This window comes from Streptomyces sp. NPDC031479, assembly GCF_055581065.1.
The window spans coordinates 23,527-40,594 of sequence record NZ_JBVIKC010000056.1; the positions used below are offsets into that span (position 1 = coordinate 23,527).

Below are 17,068 nucleotides of genomic sequence, written 5' to 3' on the forward strand. Positions count from 1 at the left end.
GGGGCGCGGGCCCGGCGTCGCCGCAGGCCCGGCCGGACGCGCTCAGGGACCCGCCGGGTCCGCCCCGTCCGGCCGGTCCGCCCCGCCCGGCCCGTCCGGCCCCTTCCCCCGGTCCGGCCCGTACGGGCCCTCGGGCCGCAGCCGTCGCCACACCGCCGGGACCGCGCTGATCAGCAGCGTCAGGCCCACCGCCAGGACCACGCCCTTCCACGGCTCGGAGAACAGCGAGCCGCCCAGGATCCCGATCAGCGCGTACGTCGCCGCCCAGGCCAGACAAGCCGGCGCGTCCCCCCGCACGAACCGCCGCAGCGGCACCCCGCCCAGCAGGCAGGCCAGCATCACCGGGATCCGCCCCGCCGGGACCAGCCGCGACAGCACCAGCACCAGCACCCCGTGCTCGTCCAGCTTCGCCTGCGCGCGTTCCAGCCGCTCCGGCGTGGCCCGCCCCCGCAGGGATTCGAGCCGTCGCGAGCCGCCCCGCGAACGCACCCCCCGCTGCCCGAGCCAGTACAGGGCGACGTCACCGCAGAAGGCCGCGACCGCCGCCACCGCGAACACCCCCAACACCCCGAACGGCAATGCCTGCTGATGGAAGGCCACCACGGCCGCCGAACTCACCAGCGCCCCCGTGGGGACCACCGGTACCAGCGCCCCCAGGGCCACCAGCACGAACAGCGCCGGGTACCCCACCGCCCGCTGCGTGGTCTCCGGCGGCACCCGGCCGACGACCTCCGCCGCCTCCCACCACGGCGTCACGGCAGCCGCACCCGCTCCCCGTGCCCCGGGACCCGTACGGTCACCTTCGGCGCGAGCCGCAGCGCGCACCGGGCGAACTCCTCGCCCGGCGAGTGGAACTCGTGCGGCCGCACCGCGTCCATGCCGATCGGCCAGTACGTCCCGTAGTGGACCGGCACCGCCGCCGTCGGACCCAGCAGCGCCGCCGCCCGCGCCGCCCGCTCCGGATCCAGGTGCCCCGGCCCCAGACAGGGGCCCCAGCCGCCGACCGGCAGCAGGGCCACGTCCACCGGCCCGACCTCCTCGGCCATGGCCTCGAACAGCCCGGTGTCCCCGGCGAAGTACGTGCGGGCCGCGCCCTGGACCACGTACCCCAGGGCCGGTGCCCGCTGCGGCCCGAACGGCAGCCGCCGCCCGTCGTGCCGGGCGCTGACCGCCCGTACCCGTACGCCCTCGCGCACCGCGACCTCGTCCCCCGGGGCCACCTCCGTCACCGTCAGCCGACGGATCCGTGCCAGCCGGGCCAGCCCCGGCACCGCCCGGCACGCCCCGCGCGGCACCACCAGCCGGCTGCCCACCGGCAGCCGGGCCAGCGACGGCAGGTGCAGGTGGTCGGCGTGCAGGTGCGACACCAGCACCACGTCCGCCTCCGCCGCCTCCGGCGGGGGCACCGCACCGCGGCGCCGCCGCAGGTGCGCGAACCGCCGGGCGAACAACGGGTCCGTCAGCACCCGTACCCCCGAATCCCGCACCGTGCACGTGGCATGACCCCACCAGGTGATCTCCACCGGCACCCCGGCACTCCCTCCCTCGGACCCCCACGGTCCACCGAGCGTAGGTCTTCCCCCGCCGATCCGCGCGCAAGGCGGTCGCGGACAACCGGAACCCGACGGCCCCCTCCTCCCGGAGCCCACAACGGAGTAGGGTCGGGCGCCATGGAAGAGCTGCGCGTGGCCGCGATCGCCAGCCTGGCCCCGCTCGAGGAACTCGACGCCGACCCCTTCGCCGTGGACACCCGCGGCCAGCACGCCATGTGCGCGCGCTGGGCCGCCGAGCAGGGCTACGTGGTCACCCGCCACCTGCTCTTCTACGGGCTGCGGGCCGACCACTGCGGGCTCTGGTGCGACGTGGACGCCGGGCAGGTCGACCTGTTCGTCGCCCCCAACCGGCGCGTCCTCGCCCGCGCGCTGCGCTCCGTCGAGGAGTTCACCGCCGAGTGCGCGCGCCGCGGGGTCCGCCTGGAGACCACCGGACTCGACGAACCGCACTACACCACCGCCATGAAGGCCGAGGTGCACCGCCGCCTGTCCATGCCCACCGCCGGATACGACGGCACGTAGGCCGCCCCTTCCGCACACCCCTTCCGCACGCCCGTGGCCCGCGTCCGTGCGCCACCCGTGTCGACCGGCCGGGTCCACGGCCCTGTGCGACGCTGGCGAGGGGACCGCGGGCGGGGCGCGGACCGTGGAGCGAGGCGGGTGCGGCGTGAGGCGAGGGCGGTGGCGGGCCGCGGGCGGCGCGCTGGTACGGGTGCTCGTCGTGTGGGCGGTGTCCACCCTCACCATGCTCGCGCTCGCCGCGCTCCTGCCCGATTTCCGCCTCCAGTCGGCCGACGGCGACAGCGTCACCCGGGTCGGGCTGACCGCCGCCTGGGCCGCCGGGGCCTTCGGCCTGCTGAGCGCCCTGGTCTGGCCCGCCCTCGTCCGCGCCCTGCTGCTCGTGCCCGCCCTGGTGCTCGGACTGCTGGTGTTCTTCCTCAACGGTTCCCTGCTGCTGATGGCGTTGAACCTGATCCCCGGGGAGCGGGGCGCCGAGGTCGCGCCCGACACCGCGGTGGTCGTCGCGGCGGTGATGTCCGCCGTCGCCTCGGCCACCTCCACCGCCCTCGCGGTACGCGACGACGAGGCCTACCGGCGCCGCCTGTACCGGCTCGCCGACCGCCGCCGGCGCCGCTACGGGACGCCGCGGGGAGGCAGCCCCGGACTGCTGTGCGTCCAGCTCGACGGGGTCGGCTTCGAGGTGCTGCGCCGCGCCGCGGCCGAGGGCCTGATGCCGACGGTGGCGGACTGGCTGGAGCGCAGCCACCGCGTGACGTCCTGGCGCACCGACTGGTCCAGCCAGACCGGCGCGAGCCAGCTCGGCATCCTGCACGGCTCCAACTTCGACGTCCCGGCCTTCCGCTGGTACGAGAAGGACTCCCGCGAGGTGATGGTCTGCAACCGGCCCACCAGCGCGGCCGAACTCCAGCGCCGCGCCGTCGAGCGCACCGGCGACGGCGGTCTGCTCACCCTCGACGGCGCCAGCCGCGGCAACCTGTTCGGCGGGGGCGCCGACCAGCTGGCCCTGGTGCTGTCGGTCGCGGCCCGCCGGGGCCCCGCCCACCGTTCCCGCTCCGGGTACTTCGCCTACTTCTCCGACCCGGCCAACGCGGTGCGCACCACCCTGTCCCTGGCCGCCGAGGTGGTCCGGGAGATCGGCCAGTCGCTGCGCGCCCGTGCCCGGAAGGTGGCGCCCCGGGTCTCCCGCGGTGGCCTGTACCCGCTGATCAGGGCCTTCGCGACGGTCATCGAACGCGACGTGGTCGTCTACGCGGTGCTCGGGGACATGCTCGCGGGCCGCGCCTGCGTCTACGCCGACCTGGTCGCCTACGACGAGGTCGCGCACCACTCGGGACCGCACGGCCGCGACACCGACCAGGTGCTGGCCCGCCTCGACCGGAGCCTGGCGCTGATCGCCCGGGTCGCCGAGCACGCGCCGCGGGAGTACCGGTTCGTCCTGCTGTCGGACCACGGACAGAGCCCCGGGGAGACCTTCCTCGGCCGTTACGGCCTGAGCCTGAAGGACCTGGTCCGGGCAGGCTGCGGGCTGCCCGTCCCGCGCCGGGCCGGCCGGACCCGCAGCGGCGCCGAGGCACGCGCGGCCGTACGGGCCGCCCTGCACCGGCCGGTGGAGGAGGCGGACGAGGAGGCCCGCCCGGAGCCCGGACCGGATCCGCTGGTGCTGGCCTCGGGCAACCTCGGGCTGATCTCCTTCCCCGACGTGCCGGGGCGTGCCTCACGGCAGTGGATCGAACGGGCGCACCCCGCCCTGCTGCCCACCCTGGCGAACCATCCCGGCGTGGGCTTCCTCCTGGTGGACGGGGAGGTGCTCGGGCCGGCCGGGGCGGCGGCCCGGCTGGACGTGCCCGGCGCGGCGGAGGAGCTGCTGGCGGCCTTCGGCCCGGGCGCGGCCGACGCGGTCCGCCGGACGGACTCGTTCCCGCACGTGGCGGACATCATGGTCAACTCCGCGTACGACCCGGAGAGCGGGGCCGTGCACGCCTTCGAGGAGCAGATCGGCTCGCACGGGGGCCTCGGCGGGGAGCAGGGCCGCCCCTTCCTGATGTGGCCGACGGAGCTGTCGGAGCCCGGTCGGGAGCTGGTCGGCGCCGAGGCCGTGCACCACGTGCTGCGCCGCTGGCTGCGCGAGGCGGACGGGCCGCAGGTCCCGCTGACCGGCACCGGCCGGGGTCCGGAGGATCACCGGCCGGACGGCCCGCCGGGCGGAACCCTTCCTTCCGCAGGGGTGTCCGCACCGGACGAAAACCGGTGATTTGGTGCAGTCCCCGGCGTGGTCAACCATGTGCTGACCTGCCCACCATGTGAGACATTCCGAGGCGCACCACCGATGAGCAGCACCGCAGCCCCGCCGACCGAGGTCGACCGGGCCTCCGAAGCCCCCGCGGCCCCCGGGTCCGCCGCCGTCCCGCCGGGCGACCGCCCCGGGGACCGGCACACCCGCCGCTTCGGCCTCCCGATCGCCATCTGCCTGGTCATGGGCAACATCATCGGCGGCGGGATCTTCCTGCTCCCCGCCTCGGTGGCACCCTTCGGCACGGTCAGCCTCGTGGCCTTCGCCGTCCTCACCGCCGGCGCGATCGCCCTGGCCCTGGTCTTCGGCCGCCTCGCCGAGCGCCACCCGCAGACCGGCGGGCCGTACGTGTACGTCCGCGCCGCATTCGGGGACTTCGCGGGATTCCTCGCCGCCTACAGCTACTGGATCACCACCTGGGTCTCCAACGCCGCCCTCGCGGTCGCGGCGGTCGGCTACCTCGGGGTGCTCTTCCCCGCGGTCGGCGCCCACCGGTGGTCCATGTGCCTGGCCGCCCTGGCCGTCCAGTGGCTGCCCGCCCTCGCCAACCTCGCCGGCACCCGGTACGTGGGCGCCGTCCAGCTCGTCGCGACCGTCCTGAAGCTGGCCCCGCTGCTGCTGGTGGCCATCGGCGGACTGTTCTTCTTCGACCCCGCGAACCTCGGCCCGTTCCGGACCACCGACCAGAGCCCCGTCGGGGCCGTGTCGGCCTCCGCCGCGATCCTGCTCTTCAGCTACCTCGGCGTGGAATCCGCCGCGGTGAGCGCGGGCGAGGTCCGCGACCCCGCCCGCAACGTCGGCCGGGCCACCATCCTGGGCACGGCGGGCGCCGCGGTCGTCTACCTCCTCGGCACCCTCTCCGTCTTCGGGCTGGTCGCCCACGAGAAGCTGGTCTCCTCCCAGGCCCCCTTCTCGGACGCCGTCAACGCGATGTTCGGCGGCACCTGGGGCGGCACGGCCGTCGCCTGCGCCGCGGTGATCTCGATGGTCGGCGCGCTCAACGGCTGGACCCTGCTCAGCGCGCAGACCCCGTACGCCGCCGCCCGGGACGGGCTCTTCCCGAAGGTCTTCGAGACGAGGAAGCGCGGGGTCCCGGTGGTCGGCGTCCTGGTCACGGCCGTGCTGGCCTCCGCGCTGACCGTCTACAACTACACGGCCGGCTCCGCGGGCGTCTTCGAGATGCTGGTGCTGGTCACCACCTTCACGGCCACCGTCCCCTACCTGCTGTCCACCGCCGCACAGCTCTACTTCCTGGCCTCCGGCCGGAGCGAGCGGGTCCGGCGCGGGCAGCTGGTGCGCGACGCCGTCCTCGCCGGTCTGGCCTTCGCCTTCTCGATGTGGCTGGTCGCCGGATCCGGCTACGCGGCCGTCTACCAGGGCGTGCTCTTCCTCTTCGCGGGCGTCCTGCTCTATGCGCTGATGGCCGCCCGCAAACACCGGGCCCCTGCCTGACCTGCGGAGTAGCGTGGTCGGAGGGGACCGCCAGGGGGTCGAAAGGGGGTCGCCATGTCGGCGATCAGGGAGACCATCGACATCTCCCGCAGCCCGGCCGAGGTCTACTCCTACGTGACGGACCCGACGCGCCTGCCGGAATGGCAGGGCAGCGCGGTGTCGGTCCACCCGCTGGGCGACATGCCGGTCCACGTCGGCTCCCGGGTCGAGGTCACCCGGCGGATCGGCAAGCGGGAGTTCCCCACGACCATCGAGTTCCTGGAACTGGACCCGCCCAGGAGCTGGCACCTGCACGGGATCGACGGCCCCGTGCGGCCCGACGTGCGGGGCACCATCGAACCCCTCGGCGACGGCCGGCGCTCCCGGGTGACCCTCGCCATGGACTTCGAGGGCCACGGCATCGGCCGGGCCCTCGTACCGCTCCTCGTGCGGCCCTTCGCCCGCAAGGAGATGCCCCGGGGCGAGGAGAAGCTGAAGCACATGCTCGAACACCCGGCCGCCTGAGGAACGCGGAAGCCCGCGCCGTACGAACGGCGCGGGCTTCCGCGTTCCGCCGCCGGGCCCGCGGGCCCGGCGGCCGACTCAGTCGAGGTAGTCGCGCAGCACCTGCGAACGCGACGGGTGGCGCAGCTTCGACATGGTCTTGGACTCGATCTGGCGGATGCGCTCACGGGTGACCCCGTACACGCGGCCGATCTCGTCCAGGGTCTTCGGCTGGCCGTCGTTCAGGCCGTAACGCATCGAGACGACGCCCGCCTCACGCTCCGAGAGCGTGCCCAGGATCGACTGCAGCTGCTCCTGGAGGAACGTGAACGACACGGCGTCGGCCGGGACGACCGCCTCGGAGTCCTCGATGAGGTCACCGAACTCGCTGTCGCCCTCCTCACCCAGCGGGGTGTGCAGGGAGATCGGCTCGCGGCCGTACTTCTGGACCTCGATGACCTTCTCGGGGGTCATGTCGAGTTCCTTGCCCAGCTCCTCCGGAGTGGGCTCCCGGCCGAGGTCCTGGAGCATCTGGCGCTGCACGCGCGCCAGCTTGTTGATGATCTCGACCATGTGGACGGGGATGCGGATCGTGCGCGACTGGTCGGCCATGGCACGCGTGATCGCCTGCCGGATCCACCAGGTCGCGTACGTGGAGAACTTGAAGCCCTTGGTGTAGTCGAACTTCTCCACGGCGCGGATCAGACCGACGTTGCCCTCCTGGATCAGGTCCAGGAAGAGCATGCCGCGGCCCGTGTAGCGCTTGGCCAGCGAGACCACGAGGCGGAGGTTGGCCTCCAGCAGGTGGTTCTTGGCCCGGCGGCCGTCCTCGACGAGGATCTCCAGCTCGCGCTTGAACGCGGGCTTGTGGTCCTCCTCCTCTTCGAGCTTGTACTCGGAGAAGAGACCCGCCTCGATGCGCTTGGCGAGCTCGACCTCCTGCTCGGCGTTGAGCAGCGGCACCTTGCCGATCAGCTTCAGGTAGTCCTTGACGGGGTCGGCGGTGGCGCCGGCGACCATGACGGTCTGCGCCGGGGCGTCGTCCTCGTCGTCGTCGGACAGCACGAAGCCCTGGGTTCCGGCCGCCTTGGGCGTCTCCTCCTCGGCCTCGTCGGCGAGGTCCTCGACGGCCCAGTCCTCGCCCTCGGCGCCCGGGTTCTCGGCGTCGTCCGCGTCCTTGGCGCCGGCCTTCTTGGTGGCGGCGGTCTTCTTGGTGGCCGTGGCCTTCTTGGCCGCGGTCTTCTTGACCGTGCGCTTCTTCGGCTCGGCGGCGGCCTCGGCCGTCGCCTCGTCCCCGGTGGCGGCGGCCGACGGAGCGGATATCGCCGCCGCGGTGGCGGGGGCCGTGGCCGAGGTCTTGCGCGCGCCGATGGGGCGCGGCGGGGCGGCCTTCTTCGTCACGGTGCGGGCGGGGGCGGCGGCCGCCTTGCGGGGCTTCTTGGCGGCGGCCTTGGTGGCGGGGGCGGCGCTGACGTGGAGGGCGACACCCTCCTCGTCCAGGACCTGGTTCAGGCTGCGCAGGACCCGCTTCCACTGGTCCACCGGGATGCGGCCGGCCTCGAAGGCCTGGCGCACATCGTCACCGTTGATGTGACCCTGCTCGCGGCCGCGCTCGACGAGCGCGACGAGGGCCTCCGATTCGGCGATCTCCGGAGGGAACGTACGGGACGGGCTGAGCGACACAAGGAGCCTCTCGTTGCGAACAGATAAGGGGTGGGCGGGACATCATCGCGCGAACTCGGGAAACAGACCCGAGGGGGGTCTGTATTCCGGGGCCGCGCGAGGACACCTGTCGGTTCATCGCATGCCCGAGTCGATTCGTTACGCGCTGAATTGAGTGACCTGCGCCACGCTGTGGCCGCGCAACCGATTCCGCGTGGATCCGTCCGCGCCGGATCCACGCCTTCCGCCGGTCCGACCTCAGTCCGTTTTGCGAGCTTCGATCAGGAAACGGGCGGTGTGCGCGACGAACGGGCCCTCGCGCTCGATCCGTTCGTGGAGCTCGCGCAGCCGGTCCCGGTACTGCCCGACCGTGAAGCCGGGCACCATCCAGATCACCTTCCGGAGAAAGTAGATCACGGCTCCGATGTCGTGGAACTCCGTCCGCAGCCGCTCGGAGCGCAGATCGACCACTTCCAGGCCCGCCTTCGTGGCGTCGGCGACCGCGTCGTCGGGGTGGCGGGCGCGGCGCACCTCCTCCGGCTGCGGGCCCAGGAAGTACTCGACGAGCTCGAACACGCTGGCCGGTCCGACCTGCTGCGAGAGGTACGTCCCGCCCGGTGTCAGCACCCGCGCGATCTCCTCCCACCAGATGGTCACCGGGTGCCTGCTCGCGACCAGCTCGAAGGCCTCGTCGCCGAAGGGCAGCGGCGGCTCGTCGGCGTCGGCCACCACCACCGCGCCGAGCGGGTGCAGCAGCCGGGTCGCCCTGTCGATGTTCGGCGGCCAGGACTCCGTGGCCGCCGTCAGCGCGGGAAGGGGGCCCGCGCCCGCCAGCACCTCGCCCCCGCCGGTCTGGATGTCGAGGGCGGACCGGACCCGTGCCAGCCGATCGGCCAGCAGCCGCTGGTACCCCCAGGAGGGCCGCTGCTCGGTGGCCCGGCCGTCCAGCCAGGAGAAGTCCCAGCCGTCCACGGAGACGGTCTCGGCTTCGGCGACGAGATGGTCGAAAGTGCGCGTCATGCCCCGATCGTCCCAGGCCGGGCCCAGGCCGACCACCGGATATGTCGACTAGACTGTGCGACGGGCCGTGACTGGCGTTCGGGTGGATCACCACCGGGGAGCGGCCCGGCGTGCCCACCTCCGTACGTCGACTGCCGCGCGCCTGGGCGATCCGCGATCCGCAGCGACGTTCAGGAGACCCCATGACGACCGCCACCGCCCAGCTGATGGACGGCACCGCCCTCGCCCGCCGCATCTCCGAGCAGACCGCCGCCCTCGCGGCGAAGATCACCGAGCGCACCGGTACCGCGCCCTGCCTCGCCACCGTCCTCGTCGGCGAGGACCCCGCGTCCGTCACCTACGTACGCATGAAGCAGAACCGTTGCGCCAAGGCCGGGATCACCTCCCGCCACGTGGAGCTGCCCGCCTCGACCACCACGGAGGAGCTGGTGGCCGCCCTCACCGAGCTCTCCGAGGACCCGGAGATCAGCGGCATCCTGCTCCAGCACCCCGTTCCGCACCACATCGACGAGCGCGCCGCCTTCGAGGCCATCGCCCCGGGCAAGGACGTCGACGGGGTCACCATGCACTCCTTCGCCGCCATGGGCTTCGGGCTGCCGGGCTTCGTCTCCTGCACCCCCGGCGGCATCATGCGCCTCCTGGAGGCCTACGACGTCGACCTCACCGGCAAGCACGCCGTCGTCGTCGGCCGCAGCGCCATCCTGGGCAAGCCGGCCGGCATGCTGCTGCTGGAGCGCAACGCCACGGTCACCTACTGTCACTCCCGCACCGTGGACCTGCCCTCGATCGTGCGCCAGGCCGACGTGCTCGTCGCCGCCGTGGGCAAGGCCGAGTTCATCCGCGGCGAGGACATCAAGCCGGGCGCGGTCGTGCTCGACGCCGGCTACAACGAGGGCAACGTCGGCGACGTCCACTTCGAGTCGGCCGCCGCCCGCGCCTCCCTGATCACCCCGGTGCCCGGCGGCGTCGGCCCGATGACCATCGCCGTCCTGCTGGAGCAGACGGTGCAGGCCGCGGCGGCGCAGGCCGGCCTGGACCTCGCGGCCCTCTGACCCCCACCGCACGCGACGGCGTACGGAGTACGAACGCCCCGGACCCTTCGGTCCGGGGCGTTCGCCGTGCTCCGGACAGGACGGCCGAGGGGTCACCGCGCCCGGCGGGTCCCGCCGGGCCGGTCCGGGGCCTGCGGACGGCTCAGCCCGCCGCCGGCGCTCCCCGGCGGGCCGCCGCGACGATCGGGGACGCGCGGAACTCCCGGGCGAGCGCCGTCAGGGGCTGGGAGCCCAGCCGGTGCGGGACGGCGTCCTTCCGCCCCGTCCCGGCCGCCCGGCCGCCGGAGCCGCCGGAGCCGTTCCGGTCGGCGGCCGCCCGGAGCCGGCAGGCGGCGGCGAGCATGGCGGCGTCCGCCACCACCGAGGCGGCCGGCTCGTCCAGGCCCTGCCGGCGCGCGGCCCCGTACGCCGCCGTGCGCACCTCGGGGTCGAACCAGCCGGCCAGGGCCAGCAGCCCGTCGTCGATCACCGACTCGCGGTGGACCAGCCGGATCCCCACCGGTGACCACCAGGTCAGCGGGACCGTCGTCACGTTGCGGGACGCGAACCCGCGCAGCGCCTTCCACAGCGGACGCAGCCTGCGGTACTGGCTGAAGTCCCGCCAGGCCTCCGAGCCGCCGGCCAGGGGCACGATGAACCCCGCCCCGACCATCACACCGGCCGCGGCGGCCAGTGGCGGTGCCACGTCCGTGGACAGGTGCACCCAGTCGCGGCCGGCCCAGCGGGCGGCCACCGAGGCCCACTTGGCGGCGAGGTAGGACAGGTCCAGCGCCCCGCCGAGCACGATCAGGGCCAGCCCGCTGCGCAACGGTCGCAGCGAGCGGTCCGCCCGCCACAGCCACTTCCCGCACAGCCAGGTCAGCGCCGAGGTGCCCACGGTGTGCGCCACGAGGAAGCAGACGATCATCTCGCGGATCCAGGGCGTCGTGGCGTAGTACGTGTCCAGGTCCTGGAGCCGCTCCACCGGCGCGTCGCCGATCACGAACAGGGCGACGATCGCGACGGCCGCCGCGCCGAAGACGGCGATCGTCCGCCGCGTGGCCCGTCGCACGGCCGCGGGCGGCCCGCCGCGCCACTGCAGGACGAGGACGACGCACGCCCCGGAGAACAGCGTGGCCAGGCAGAACACCAACGGCGCGGAGAAGTTGACCACGCCGGTGAGACGGTTGACCGCCGAGATCGTCGGCGGCGACGCCAGGAAGTTGATGGGGGCGCCCAGGACGAGCAGCGCGCACGCGGTCCGGTTCAGGGGCTGGTCCCAGTCCCGGCGCATGCTCGGGGCCTTGATCAGCAGCGCCAGGACCATCAGGATTCCCGGCAGCTGCACCAGGATCCCGCCGCTCACCGGCCCTGCCCGAGGGGGTCGACGGGGTCCGCCGGGTCCGCCGTTCCGGCCGCAGGGTCCGCCGTTCCGGCCGCCGGGGGGAGCCCGCCGACGGCCCGCTCCCCCGCGGTGAGCGGCGGCACCGGGGACGCGCCCCGGTCCGAAGCGCGCAGTACGTGCCAGAGCACCGACGGGCGCAGCCAGTGGGTGGGCGCGTCGCTCATGGTGATGACGTCGAACAGGGCCGCGGTGAGCACCTCGTCGGTGGTGGCGCCCGTCATCAGCCGCCCGACGTACGCGTCGAGGAGCCCGGCCCCGGGCCGCGGCTCCATGCCGGTGGCCCCCGGGTAGCGGATGTCCTGCGTCGTGGCGAGCTCCCAGGCGGTGCTCACCCGCGGGGTGAGCGCCCGCTGTGCCGCGCGGCCGATGCCGGGGTGGCCGAGCCCCTTCGCCCGGAGCAGCTCCCGTACGGCCAGCAGCCCCTGCGCGGCGACCGACATGCCCTGCCCGTACAGCGGGTTGAAGGTGGCGACAGCGTCGCCGACGGCGAAGAAGCCGTCGGGCAGCTCCGCCTTCTCGAAGAAGACGCGGCGGTTGGCGTTGCCCCGGGTGACGGCGACGTCCGTCAGGGGTTTCCTGCCCTCCAGCAGTTCGCCGACGATCGGGTCCCGCAGCCCCTTGGCGAACGGGACGAACAGGTCGGGGTCCCCGGTCGGCTCGCCGCCCCGGGTGCCGGAGAGGGTGGCCTGCCACCGGCCGTCCTCGACGGGCACGATCGTGGCCGTCCGCCCGGGTACGGGCACGCGGGGGTCGGACTGCACGTTGACGATGGGGAACCCCGCCGCGTGCGCCCCGGCCGGGGCCTCGAAGATCCGCGTCGCGTAGACGAGACCGGAGTCGACCTCGGACCGCCGGATGCCGTTCACGCCGAGCGCCCCGAGCCAGGCCGTGGCCCGCGAACCGCGTCCGCTCGCGTCGATCACGAGGTCGGCGTCCACCGTCCGGTTCCGCTCGTCGGGGGTGTCGACCCGGACGCCGGTGATCCGGGCCGCGGTGCCCTCCAGGCCGCGGACCCGGCTCCGCTGGAGGACGCGGACCCCGTCGAGGCCGGTCACCCGGGCGCGGACCACCGAGTCGAGGAGGTCGCGGCTGCAGGAGATGTTGAACTGCTTCTCCCCGCACCGCGAGATCCAGCCCTGCGCGGTCATGGTGGCCAGGTCCGTGGGCAGACTGCGGCGCAGGGCGCCCGCAGCCGTCCAGTCGTCGGTGATGCCGGGCAGGATCCGCTCGAAGGCGCGCGCCCCGCCCGACCAGAGCAGGTGGGTGTGGCGGGCTTGGGGGAGTCCCCGGCGCGGCGCGGGGCCCTCGGGCAGCACGTCCGCCTCGATGACGGTGACCGTCGCGTGTTCGGCCAGTACGGCGGCCGCGAGGAGGCCGATCAGGCTGCCGCCGATCACGACGGCGTGGCGGGACGCGGATGACTGGTTCATCGTGGGCGTGCTCTCTGTCTGGGGCCGCGGCCGGGGCAGCGGCGCGCGGGGGCGGCGGCCGGTGGGGGCGCCGGTCACCGGCGGGGCGTGGGGCTTCCCCAGCCGAGCGAGGTGCTGATCCGCTCGATCGCCTCGGGGAACCGCTCCTCCCGGGGGCCCTGGAGGTAGGGCCGCAGGAGTTTGCCCAGGTGCAGGCCGAAGGTCTCGGCCCGGATCTCCGCCGGGTCCCCCAGGTCGGCCCGGGCGGCGGCCCGCCGGATCACCGAGGCCAGCCCGGTCTCGGACTCCACGAGTCCGGCGAGGCAGCCGTGGCGCCCCGTCAGGCGGGCGGCGACCGTCATGCCCGGACCGAGGTCGAAGGAGGTCCCCTCCTCCACGTGCCACAGCTCGTGGCAGGCGATGACGAGCTGGTGCTCGGGGCGGGTGTGCGCCTCGATGACGATCAGGTCGCGGTCGTCGAGGTCCAGCCACAGTCCGCTCGCCGAGTCCGGGGGGAACGGGGCGAAGTGGAAGTCGACCGGCCGTCCGGCGCGCCGGCGTTCGAAGGCGGCACAGAGGGCGCCGATGACCCCGGCGACGTCGGTGGGCCGGGTGATCCGCGTGCCGGCCAGCAGGTCGGCGCCGAGCCCGCGCATGGTCCGTGTGGTCCTCATGGCGCCTCATCCCCGACGGGGTGGGGCCGGGCGGCGGCTCGCACGGGGTGATTCTCCATATGTCGACAAGACGTTCGATCAGTTTGTTTTGAGCGCAGCCTAGCCGCCGTTGCCGCCCCCCAACCAGCGCCTCCCGCAATGGCGGCCCCCGGCCGGGCACGCCCGCACCCCGCCATGACCCCGGAGGTAATCGACCCCTTTCCGGGGCGCGGGCACAGTGGGGTCCACGGGCTCCGGGGCCGCGCACTCGGCTCCGGGACCCGCACCCCCGACATCCACCGACCGACCCCGACGGAGGCGACCGGCGACGGCCTCGCCCGCTTCGCGCCGCTCCGGCAGCCGGCGCTGCGCGCGGCCGGCTCAGGGAGCCAGTGAACGCAGGTACTTCACCGTCGCCGGGTCGGCGGGGAGGAAGGTCTCGATGGCCAGCTCGGCGACCGTCACGTCCAGCGGCGTGTTGAAGGTCGAGATCGAGGACACGAAGGACAGCAGGTGCCCGTCGTGCTCGATCAGCAGGGGCAGCGCGATGTACGGGACCGGCTCCTCGCCTCCCTCCCCGCCGTCCGCGCCCCCCGGCCGGTGCGCGTCGGACGCCGGCTCCGGCTCCGGCTCCGGCGGCAACGGGTACGCCGCCACCTCCTCGTGCAGGGCGCGCAACGGCTCCGAGCGCGACAGCGCGATCTGCCGCTCCATCTGCGCCAGCAGATGACCGCGCCACTGGCGCAGGTTGCGGATCCTGGGGGCCAGCCCGCGCGGGTGCAGGGTCAGCCGCATGGCGTTCAGCGGCGGCTCCAGCAGGTCCTCGGGCACCCCGTCCAGCAGCATCGCGATGCCCCGGTTGGCCGCCACCACCGTGTACGTCCCGTCCACCACCAGTGCCGGGTACGGCTCGTAGCCGGTCAGCAGCTGCTCCATGCCCGCGCGCAGGGCTCCCATGGCGGGCGCGTCCAGCGGGGTGTGCGCGTACCGGGGCGCGTAACCGGCCGCCAGGAGCAGGGCGTTGCGCTCCCGCACCGGCACGTCGAGGTGGTCGGCGAGCCGCAGCACCATCTCCTCGCTCGGCCGGGACCTGCCGTTCTCCACGAAACTGATGTGCCGGGACGAGGAGTCGGCGCGGCCCGCCAGCTCCAGCTGGCTGATCCCGCGCCGCTCCCGCCAGGTGCGCAGCAGCATTCCCACACTCGCCGTCGTCATACCCGGACGGTAACCCGGCCCCCTCAGCCCACGTCGAAGACGTTCCGCAGTCCGAGACGGTGGCGCCACAGGTCGTGGCGCCTGGCCGACTCCACCTCGGGGGCCCGGTAGAGACCGGTGACGGTGCACCGGTCCGCCGCCGAACCCTCCCGGTCCAGCAGGGCGTTGACCGCCGCACGGGCCGAGGCGTTGGCGCCCTCCATCGTCGCGAGGTCGATGTCGACCGCCACGTAGTCCCCGCTGAGGAAGAAGTTGGGGACGCGGGTTCCCGCGCTCGGCCGGTTGTGGAAGGTGCCGGTGGGATGGATCAGCAGTTCGTCCTGGTTGGTGGGGTGCGGCGTGCCGAGGCCGTCGACCCCCGGGTCCAGGAACCAGGAGTGCAGCGTGGCGTCCCGGAGCGGAGCGGCCCCGGTGTCGTTCAGGGAGGCCTTCAGCTGCGCCCACACCTCGCGGGCCACCTCCTCGCGCGTGCACTCCTTGGCCGTCTTCCCGTACAGGATCCCGGGCCTGTCCCATTCGGAGACGTCCACGGACAGGCAGTCCACGGCCGTCCCGTCGCCGTAGTCGGCGGGGAAGTCACGGGAGGGCCAGTGTTCGGCTTGCTGGATGGCCGTCAACGACCAGGGAGAGTCGATGCAGTTGAGGTGTCCGTGGACGAGCGGGGCGCGTTCGGTGAGGTAGAACTGGATGCCGGTCATCCAGTCCGTCCGGAGCGCGTCGCAGCGCCCCAGCATCGGGTCCGCGGCCCGCAGGGCCGGGCTCCAGGTGCGGCGGGCGTGTTCGACGGGCAGCGCGCTGACGTAGTGGTCGGCGGTGACCGTGCGGCGCGCCCCGGACGGCTCCAGCACCGCGACCCCGCTCACCCGGCCGCCGTCGCAGCGGACCTCCTCGACGGTCCAGCCGATCCTGAACTCCACTCCGAGGGAGCGCAGATGGGTCTCCCACGGAGTGATCCACGCCTCGTTGGTCGGGAGGTTGAGGATCCGGTCCGGCGGGCCGTCGGCGCCGCGCCCCAGGAGGTTGAAGACGAAGGCCTCGCCCAGGGTGCCCACCGTACGGGTGGAGGCCTCCTCGGCCTTGGTGGCCACGATGTTGCGGGTGACGCCGATCGCCAGGATGCGCTGGTACTCGGTCGACATCCGGGCCGCCCGGGTGAACTCCCACCACGGGGTGCGCTCCCACACCTCCTCGCGGCGCTCGTCGCAGCTGGTGAGGAAGACGAGCACGCGGTTGACGAAGTACGCCGTCTCGTGCGCGGGCAGCCGGACCAGCGTCTGCAGGATCCCGGTCAGGGCGCGGCCGATCTCCTCGGGCGTCAGCCCGGCGGGGGAGTGGCCGGGCCAGGGGACGGGGGCGCGCAGGTCCTCGCGTCCGCCCGACCGGGCGAACATCATCTCCCGGGGGGCGACGAGGTTGTCCCACACCCCGTTGGGGTTCCCGGGGAACGGGATGCGCCGCATGGTGTCGGGCAGGTTGTGGTAGATGCCGGGGATGAAGCGGAATCCGTGCTCCGCCGGCAGGGGGCGCCGCCCGCCCCGGGCGCTGCCGGGGACGTCCATGCTGCGGGCCTTGCCCCCGAGCGCCCGGCGTTCGTACACCGTGACGGCGTACCCGCGCTCGGCGAGCTCGTGCGCCGCGGTCATCCCGGCCACCCCGCCGCCGAGGACCGCGACGGTGCGCCGGTCCGCCGCGGCGCCGGCGCCGGAGCCGGTGGCCGCCCGCGCGGTGCCCGCCCCCGCGGCCGACAGGGCGCCCGCCGTGGTCGCCGCCGCGCCCGCGATGAACGCGCGCCTGGAACCGCCCGTACGAGCCGCCATGCCCCGCCTCCTTGTTACCGGTGGTAACGCCTGTCCGGCGCAGGAGCATAGGGCGCCCGCCCGGGGCCCGGAAGCTGCGCGGGAGCACCCGGTCGCACTATGGCGCGAAAGGTTCGATCCGGCGCAGCTGTGGGAAACTGACCACACGTCACGGGGAAGGAGAACGCGGATGCCGAGCGAACCGCTTTCGCAGAAGGAGATCGAGGACCGGCTGCGGGAACTCCCCGGCTGGTCCTTCGAGGACGACCACATCGTCCGCACCTACCGGCTGGCCACGCACCGGGCCGCCAGTGCGCTGGTCACCCACGTCACCGTGGTGCAGGACGAGTTGAACCACCACTCGGACCTCACCCTGGGCTACGACACCGTGCGCCTGTCGGTGAACAGCCACGACGCCGGCGGCCTGGTCACCGAGAAGGACTTCGCCCTCGCCGAACGCGTCGAATCCCTCGCACCCGCCCACGGCGCGAGCTGACACCCGGCGCCGCCGCCCCGCCCGGTCCCGCGAGGCCCCGACCGGCCCCGCCCGGCCACAGCGCAGGGGCCGGGGCCGCGG

15 protein-coding genes and 1 riboswitch are annotated in these 17,068 nt (G+C 74.1%); of the genes, 6 read left to right on the forward strand and 9 right to left on the reverse strand.

The features are described from left to right. Window positions 1-42: 42 nt before the first annotated feature. Both ACZ5D2_RS36215 and ACZ5D2_RS36220 read right to left on the reverse strand, forming a co-directional pair. Window positions 43-756: a DedA family protein gene (locus ACZ5D2_RS36215; RefSeq protein WP_371675802.1), complete on the reverse strand. Its 714-nt coding sequence runs from the start codon at window positions 754-756 to the stop codon at window positions 43-45. After that, window positions 753-1,529, reverse strand: a complete 777-nt coding sequence (locus tag ACZ5D2_RS36220; protein WP_468935421.1) for an MBL fold metallo-hydrolase — start codon at window positions 1,527-1,529, stop codon at window positions 753-755. Before ACZ5D2_RS36220 ends, ACZ5D2_RS36215 begins: the two co-directional genes overlap by 4 nt. A 141-nt stretch (window positions 1,530-1,670) precedes the next feature. Here ACZ5D2_RS36220 and ACZ5D2_RS36225 point away from each other — a divergent pair, with 141 nt between their 5' ends. The 4 genes from ACZ5D2_RS36225 (at window position 1,671) to ACZ5D2_RS36240 (ending at window position 6,321) form a co-directional block, all read left to right on the forward strand. Then, window positions 1,671-2,075 carry a hypothetical protein gene (locus ACZ5D2_RS36225; RefSeq protein WP_371675800.1) on the forward strand — a complete coding sequence of 135 codons (405 nt, stop codon included), beginning with the start codon at window positions 1,671-1,673 and terminating at the stop codon, window positions 2,073-2,075. A gap of 145 nt (window positions 2,076-2,220) precedes the next feature. Further along, complete coding sequence (locus tag ACZ5D2_RS36230) at window positions 2,221-4,326, forward strand: phage holin family protein (protein ID WP_468935424.1); 2,106 nt, start codon at window positions 2,221-2,223, stop codon at window positions 4,324-4,326. A 75-nt stretch (window positions 4,327-4,401) separates the two neighbouring features. Next, window positions 4,402-5,817, forward strand: coding sequence for an amino acid permease (locus tag ACZ5D2_RS36235; RefSeq protein WP_468935426.1), 1,416 nt, complete (start codon window positions 4,402-4,404; stop codon window positions 5,815-5,817). Window positions 5,818-5,871: 54 nt separating this feature from the next. Next, window positions 5,872-6,321, forward strand: a complete 450-nt coding sequence (locus tag ACZ5D2_RS36240; protein ID WP_371675797.1) for an SRPBCC family protein — start codon at window positions 5,872-5,874, stop codon at window positions 6,319-6,321. A gap of 78 nt (window positions 6,322-6,399) precedes the next feature. Here ACZ5D2_RS36240 and ACZ5D2_RS36245 read toward each other — a convergent pair whose 3' ends face one another. Beyond that, window positions 6,400-7,983: an RNA polymerase sigma factor gene (locus tag ACZ5D2_RS36245; RefSeq protein ID WP_266843735.1), complete on the reverse strand. Its 1,584-nt coding sequence runs from the start codon at window positions 7,981-7,983 to the stop codon at window positions 6,400-6,402. 237 nt (window positions 7,984-8,220) lie between these two features. Then, window positions 8,221-8,982 carry a methyltransferase domain-containing protein gene (locus ACZ5D2_RS36250; RefSeq protein WP_371675796.1) on the reverse strand — a complete coding sequence of 254 codons (762 nt, stop codon included), beginning with the start codon at window positions 8,980-8,982 and terminating at the stop codon, window positions 8,221-8,223. A 57-nt stretch (window positions 8,983-9,039) separates the two neighbouring features. Continuing rightward, window positions 9,040-9,137, forward strand: a riboswitch (ZMP/ZTP riboswitch). A 27-nt stretch (window positions 9,138-9,164) separates the two neighbouring features. On the opposite strand from ACZ5D2_RS36250, the gene ACZ5D2_RS36255 reads away from it, so the two are divergent. Then, complete coding sequence (locus tag ACZ5D2_RS36255) at window positions 9,165-10,034, forward strand: bifunctional 5,10-methylenetetrahydrofolate dehydrogenase/5,10-methenyltetrahydrofolate cyclohydrolase (RefSeq protein WP_356218220.1); 870 nt, start codon at window positions 9,165-9,167, stop codon at window positions 10,032-10,034. Window positions 10,035-10,176: 142 nt separating this feature from the next. On the opposite strand, the gene ACZ5D2_RS36260 is transcribed toward ACZ5D2_RS36255, so the two are convergent. The 5 genes from ACZ5D2_RS36260 to ACZ5D2_RS36280 form a co-directional block, all read right to left on the reverse strand. Continuing rightward, entirely contained in the window at window positions 10,177-11,379 is a 1,203-nt protein-coding gene (locus tag ACZ5D2_RS36260; RefSeq protein WP_371675795.1) for an MAB_1171c family putative transporter, read from the reverse strand. Then, a complete protein-coding gene (locus ACZ5D2_RS36265; RefSeq protein WP_468935429.1) occupies window positions 11,376-12,848 on the reverse strand; it encodes an NAD(P)/FAD-dependent oxidoreductase in 1,473 nt (490 codons plus the stop codon). Before ACZ5D2_RS36265 ends, ACZ5D2_RS36260 begins: the two co-directional genes overlap by 4 nt. A 74-nt stretch (window positions 12,849-12,922) precedes the next feature. Then, complete coding sequence (locus ACZ5D2_RS36270) at window positions 12,923-13,501, reverse strand: toxin-antitoxin system, toxin component (protein ID WP_371675793.1); 579 nt, start codon at window positions 13,499-13,501, stop codon at window positions 12,923-12,925. Window positions 13,502-13,861: 360 nt separating this feature from the next. Beyond that, entirely contained in the window at window positions 13,862-14,695 is an 834-nt protein-coding gene (locus ACZ5D2_RS36275; RefSeq protein WP_371675792.1) for a helix-turn-helix domain-containing protein, read from the reverse strand. A 23-nt stretch (window positions 14,696-14,718) separates the two neighbouring features. Next, complete coding sequence (locus ACZ5D2_RS36280; protein WP_468935433.1) at window positions 14,719-16,512, reverse strand: hydroxysqualene dehydroxylase; 1,794 nt, start codon at window positions 16,510-16,512, stop codon at window positions 14,719-14,721. A 169-nt stretch (window positions 16,513-16,681) separates the two neighbouring features. Between ACZ5D2_RS36280 and ACZ5D2_RS36285 the strand changes: the two genes are divergently transcribed. After that, complete coding sequence (locus tag ACZ5D2_RS36285; protein WP_371675790.1) at window positions 16,682-16,987, forward strand: 4a-hydroxytetrahydrobiopterin dehydratase; 306 nt, start codon at window positions 16,682-16,684, stop codon at window positions 16,985-16,987. Window positions 16,988-17,068 lie beyond the last annotated feature (81 nt).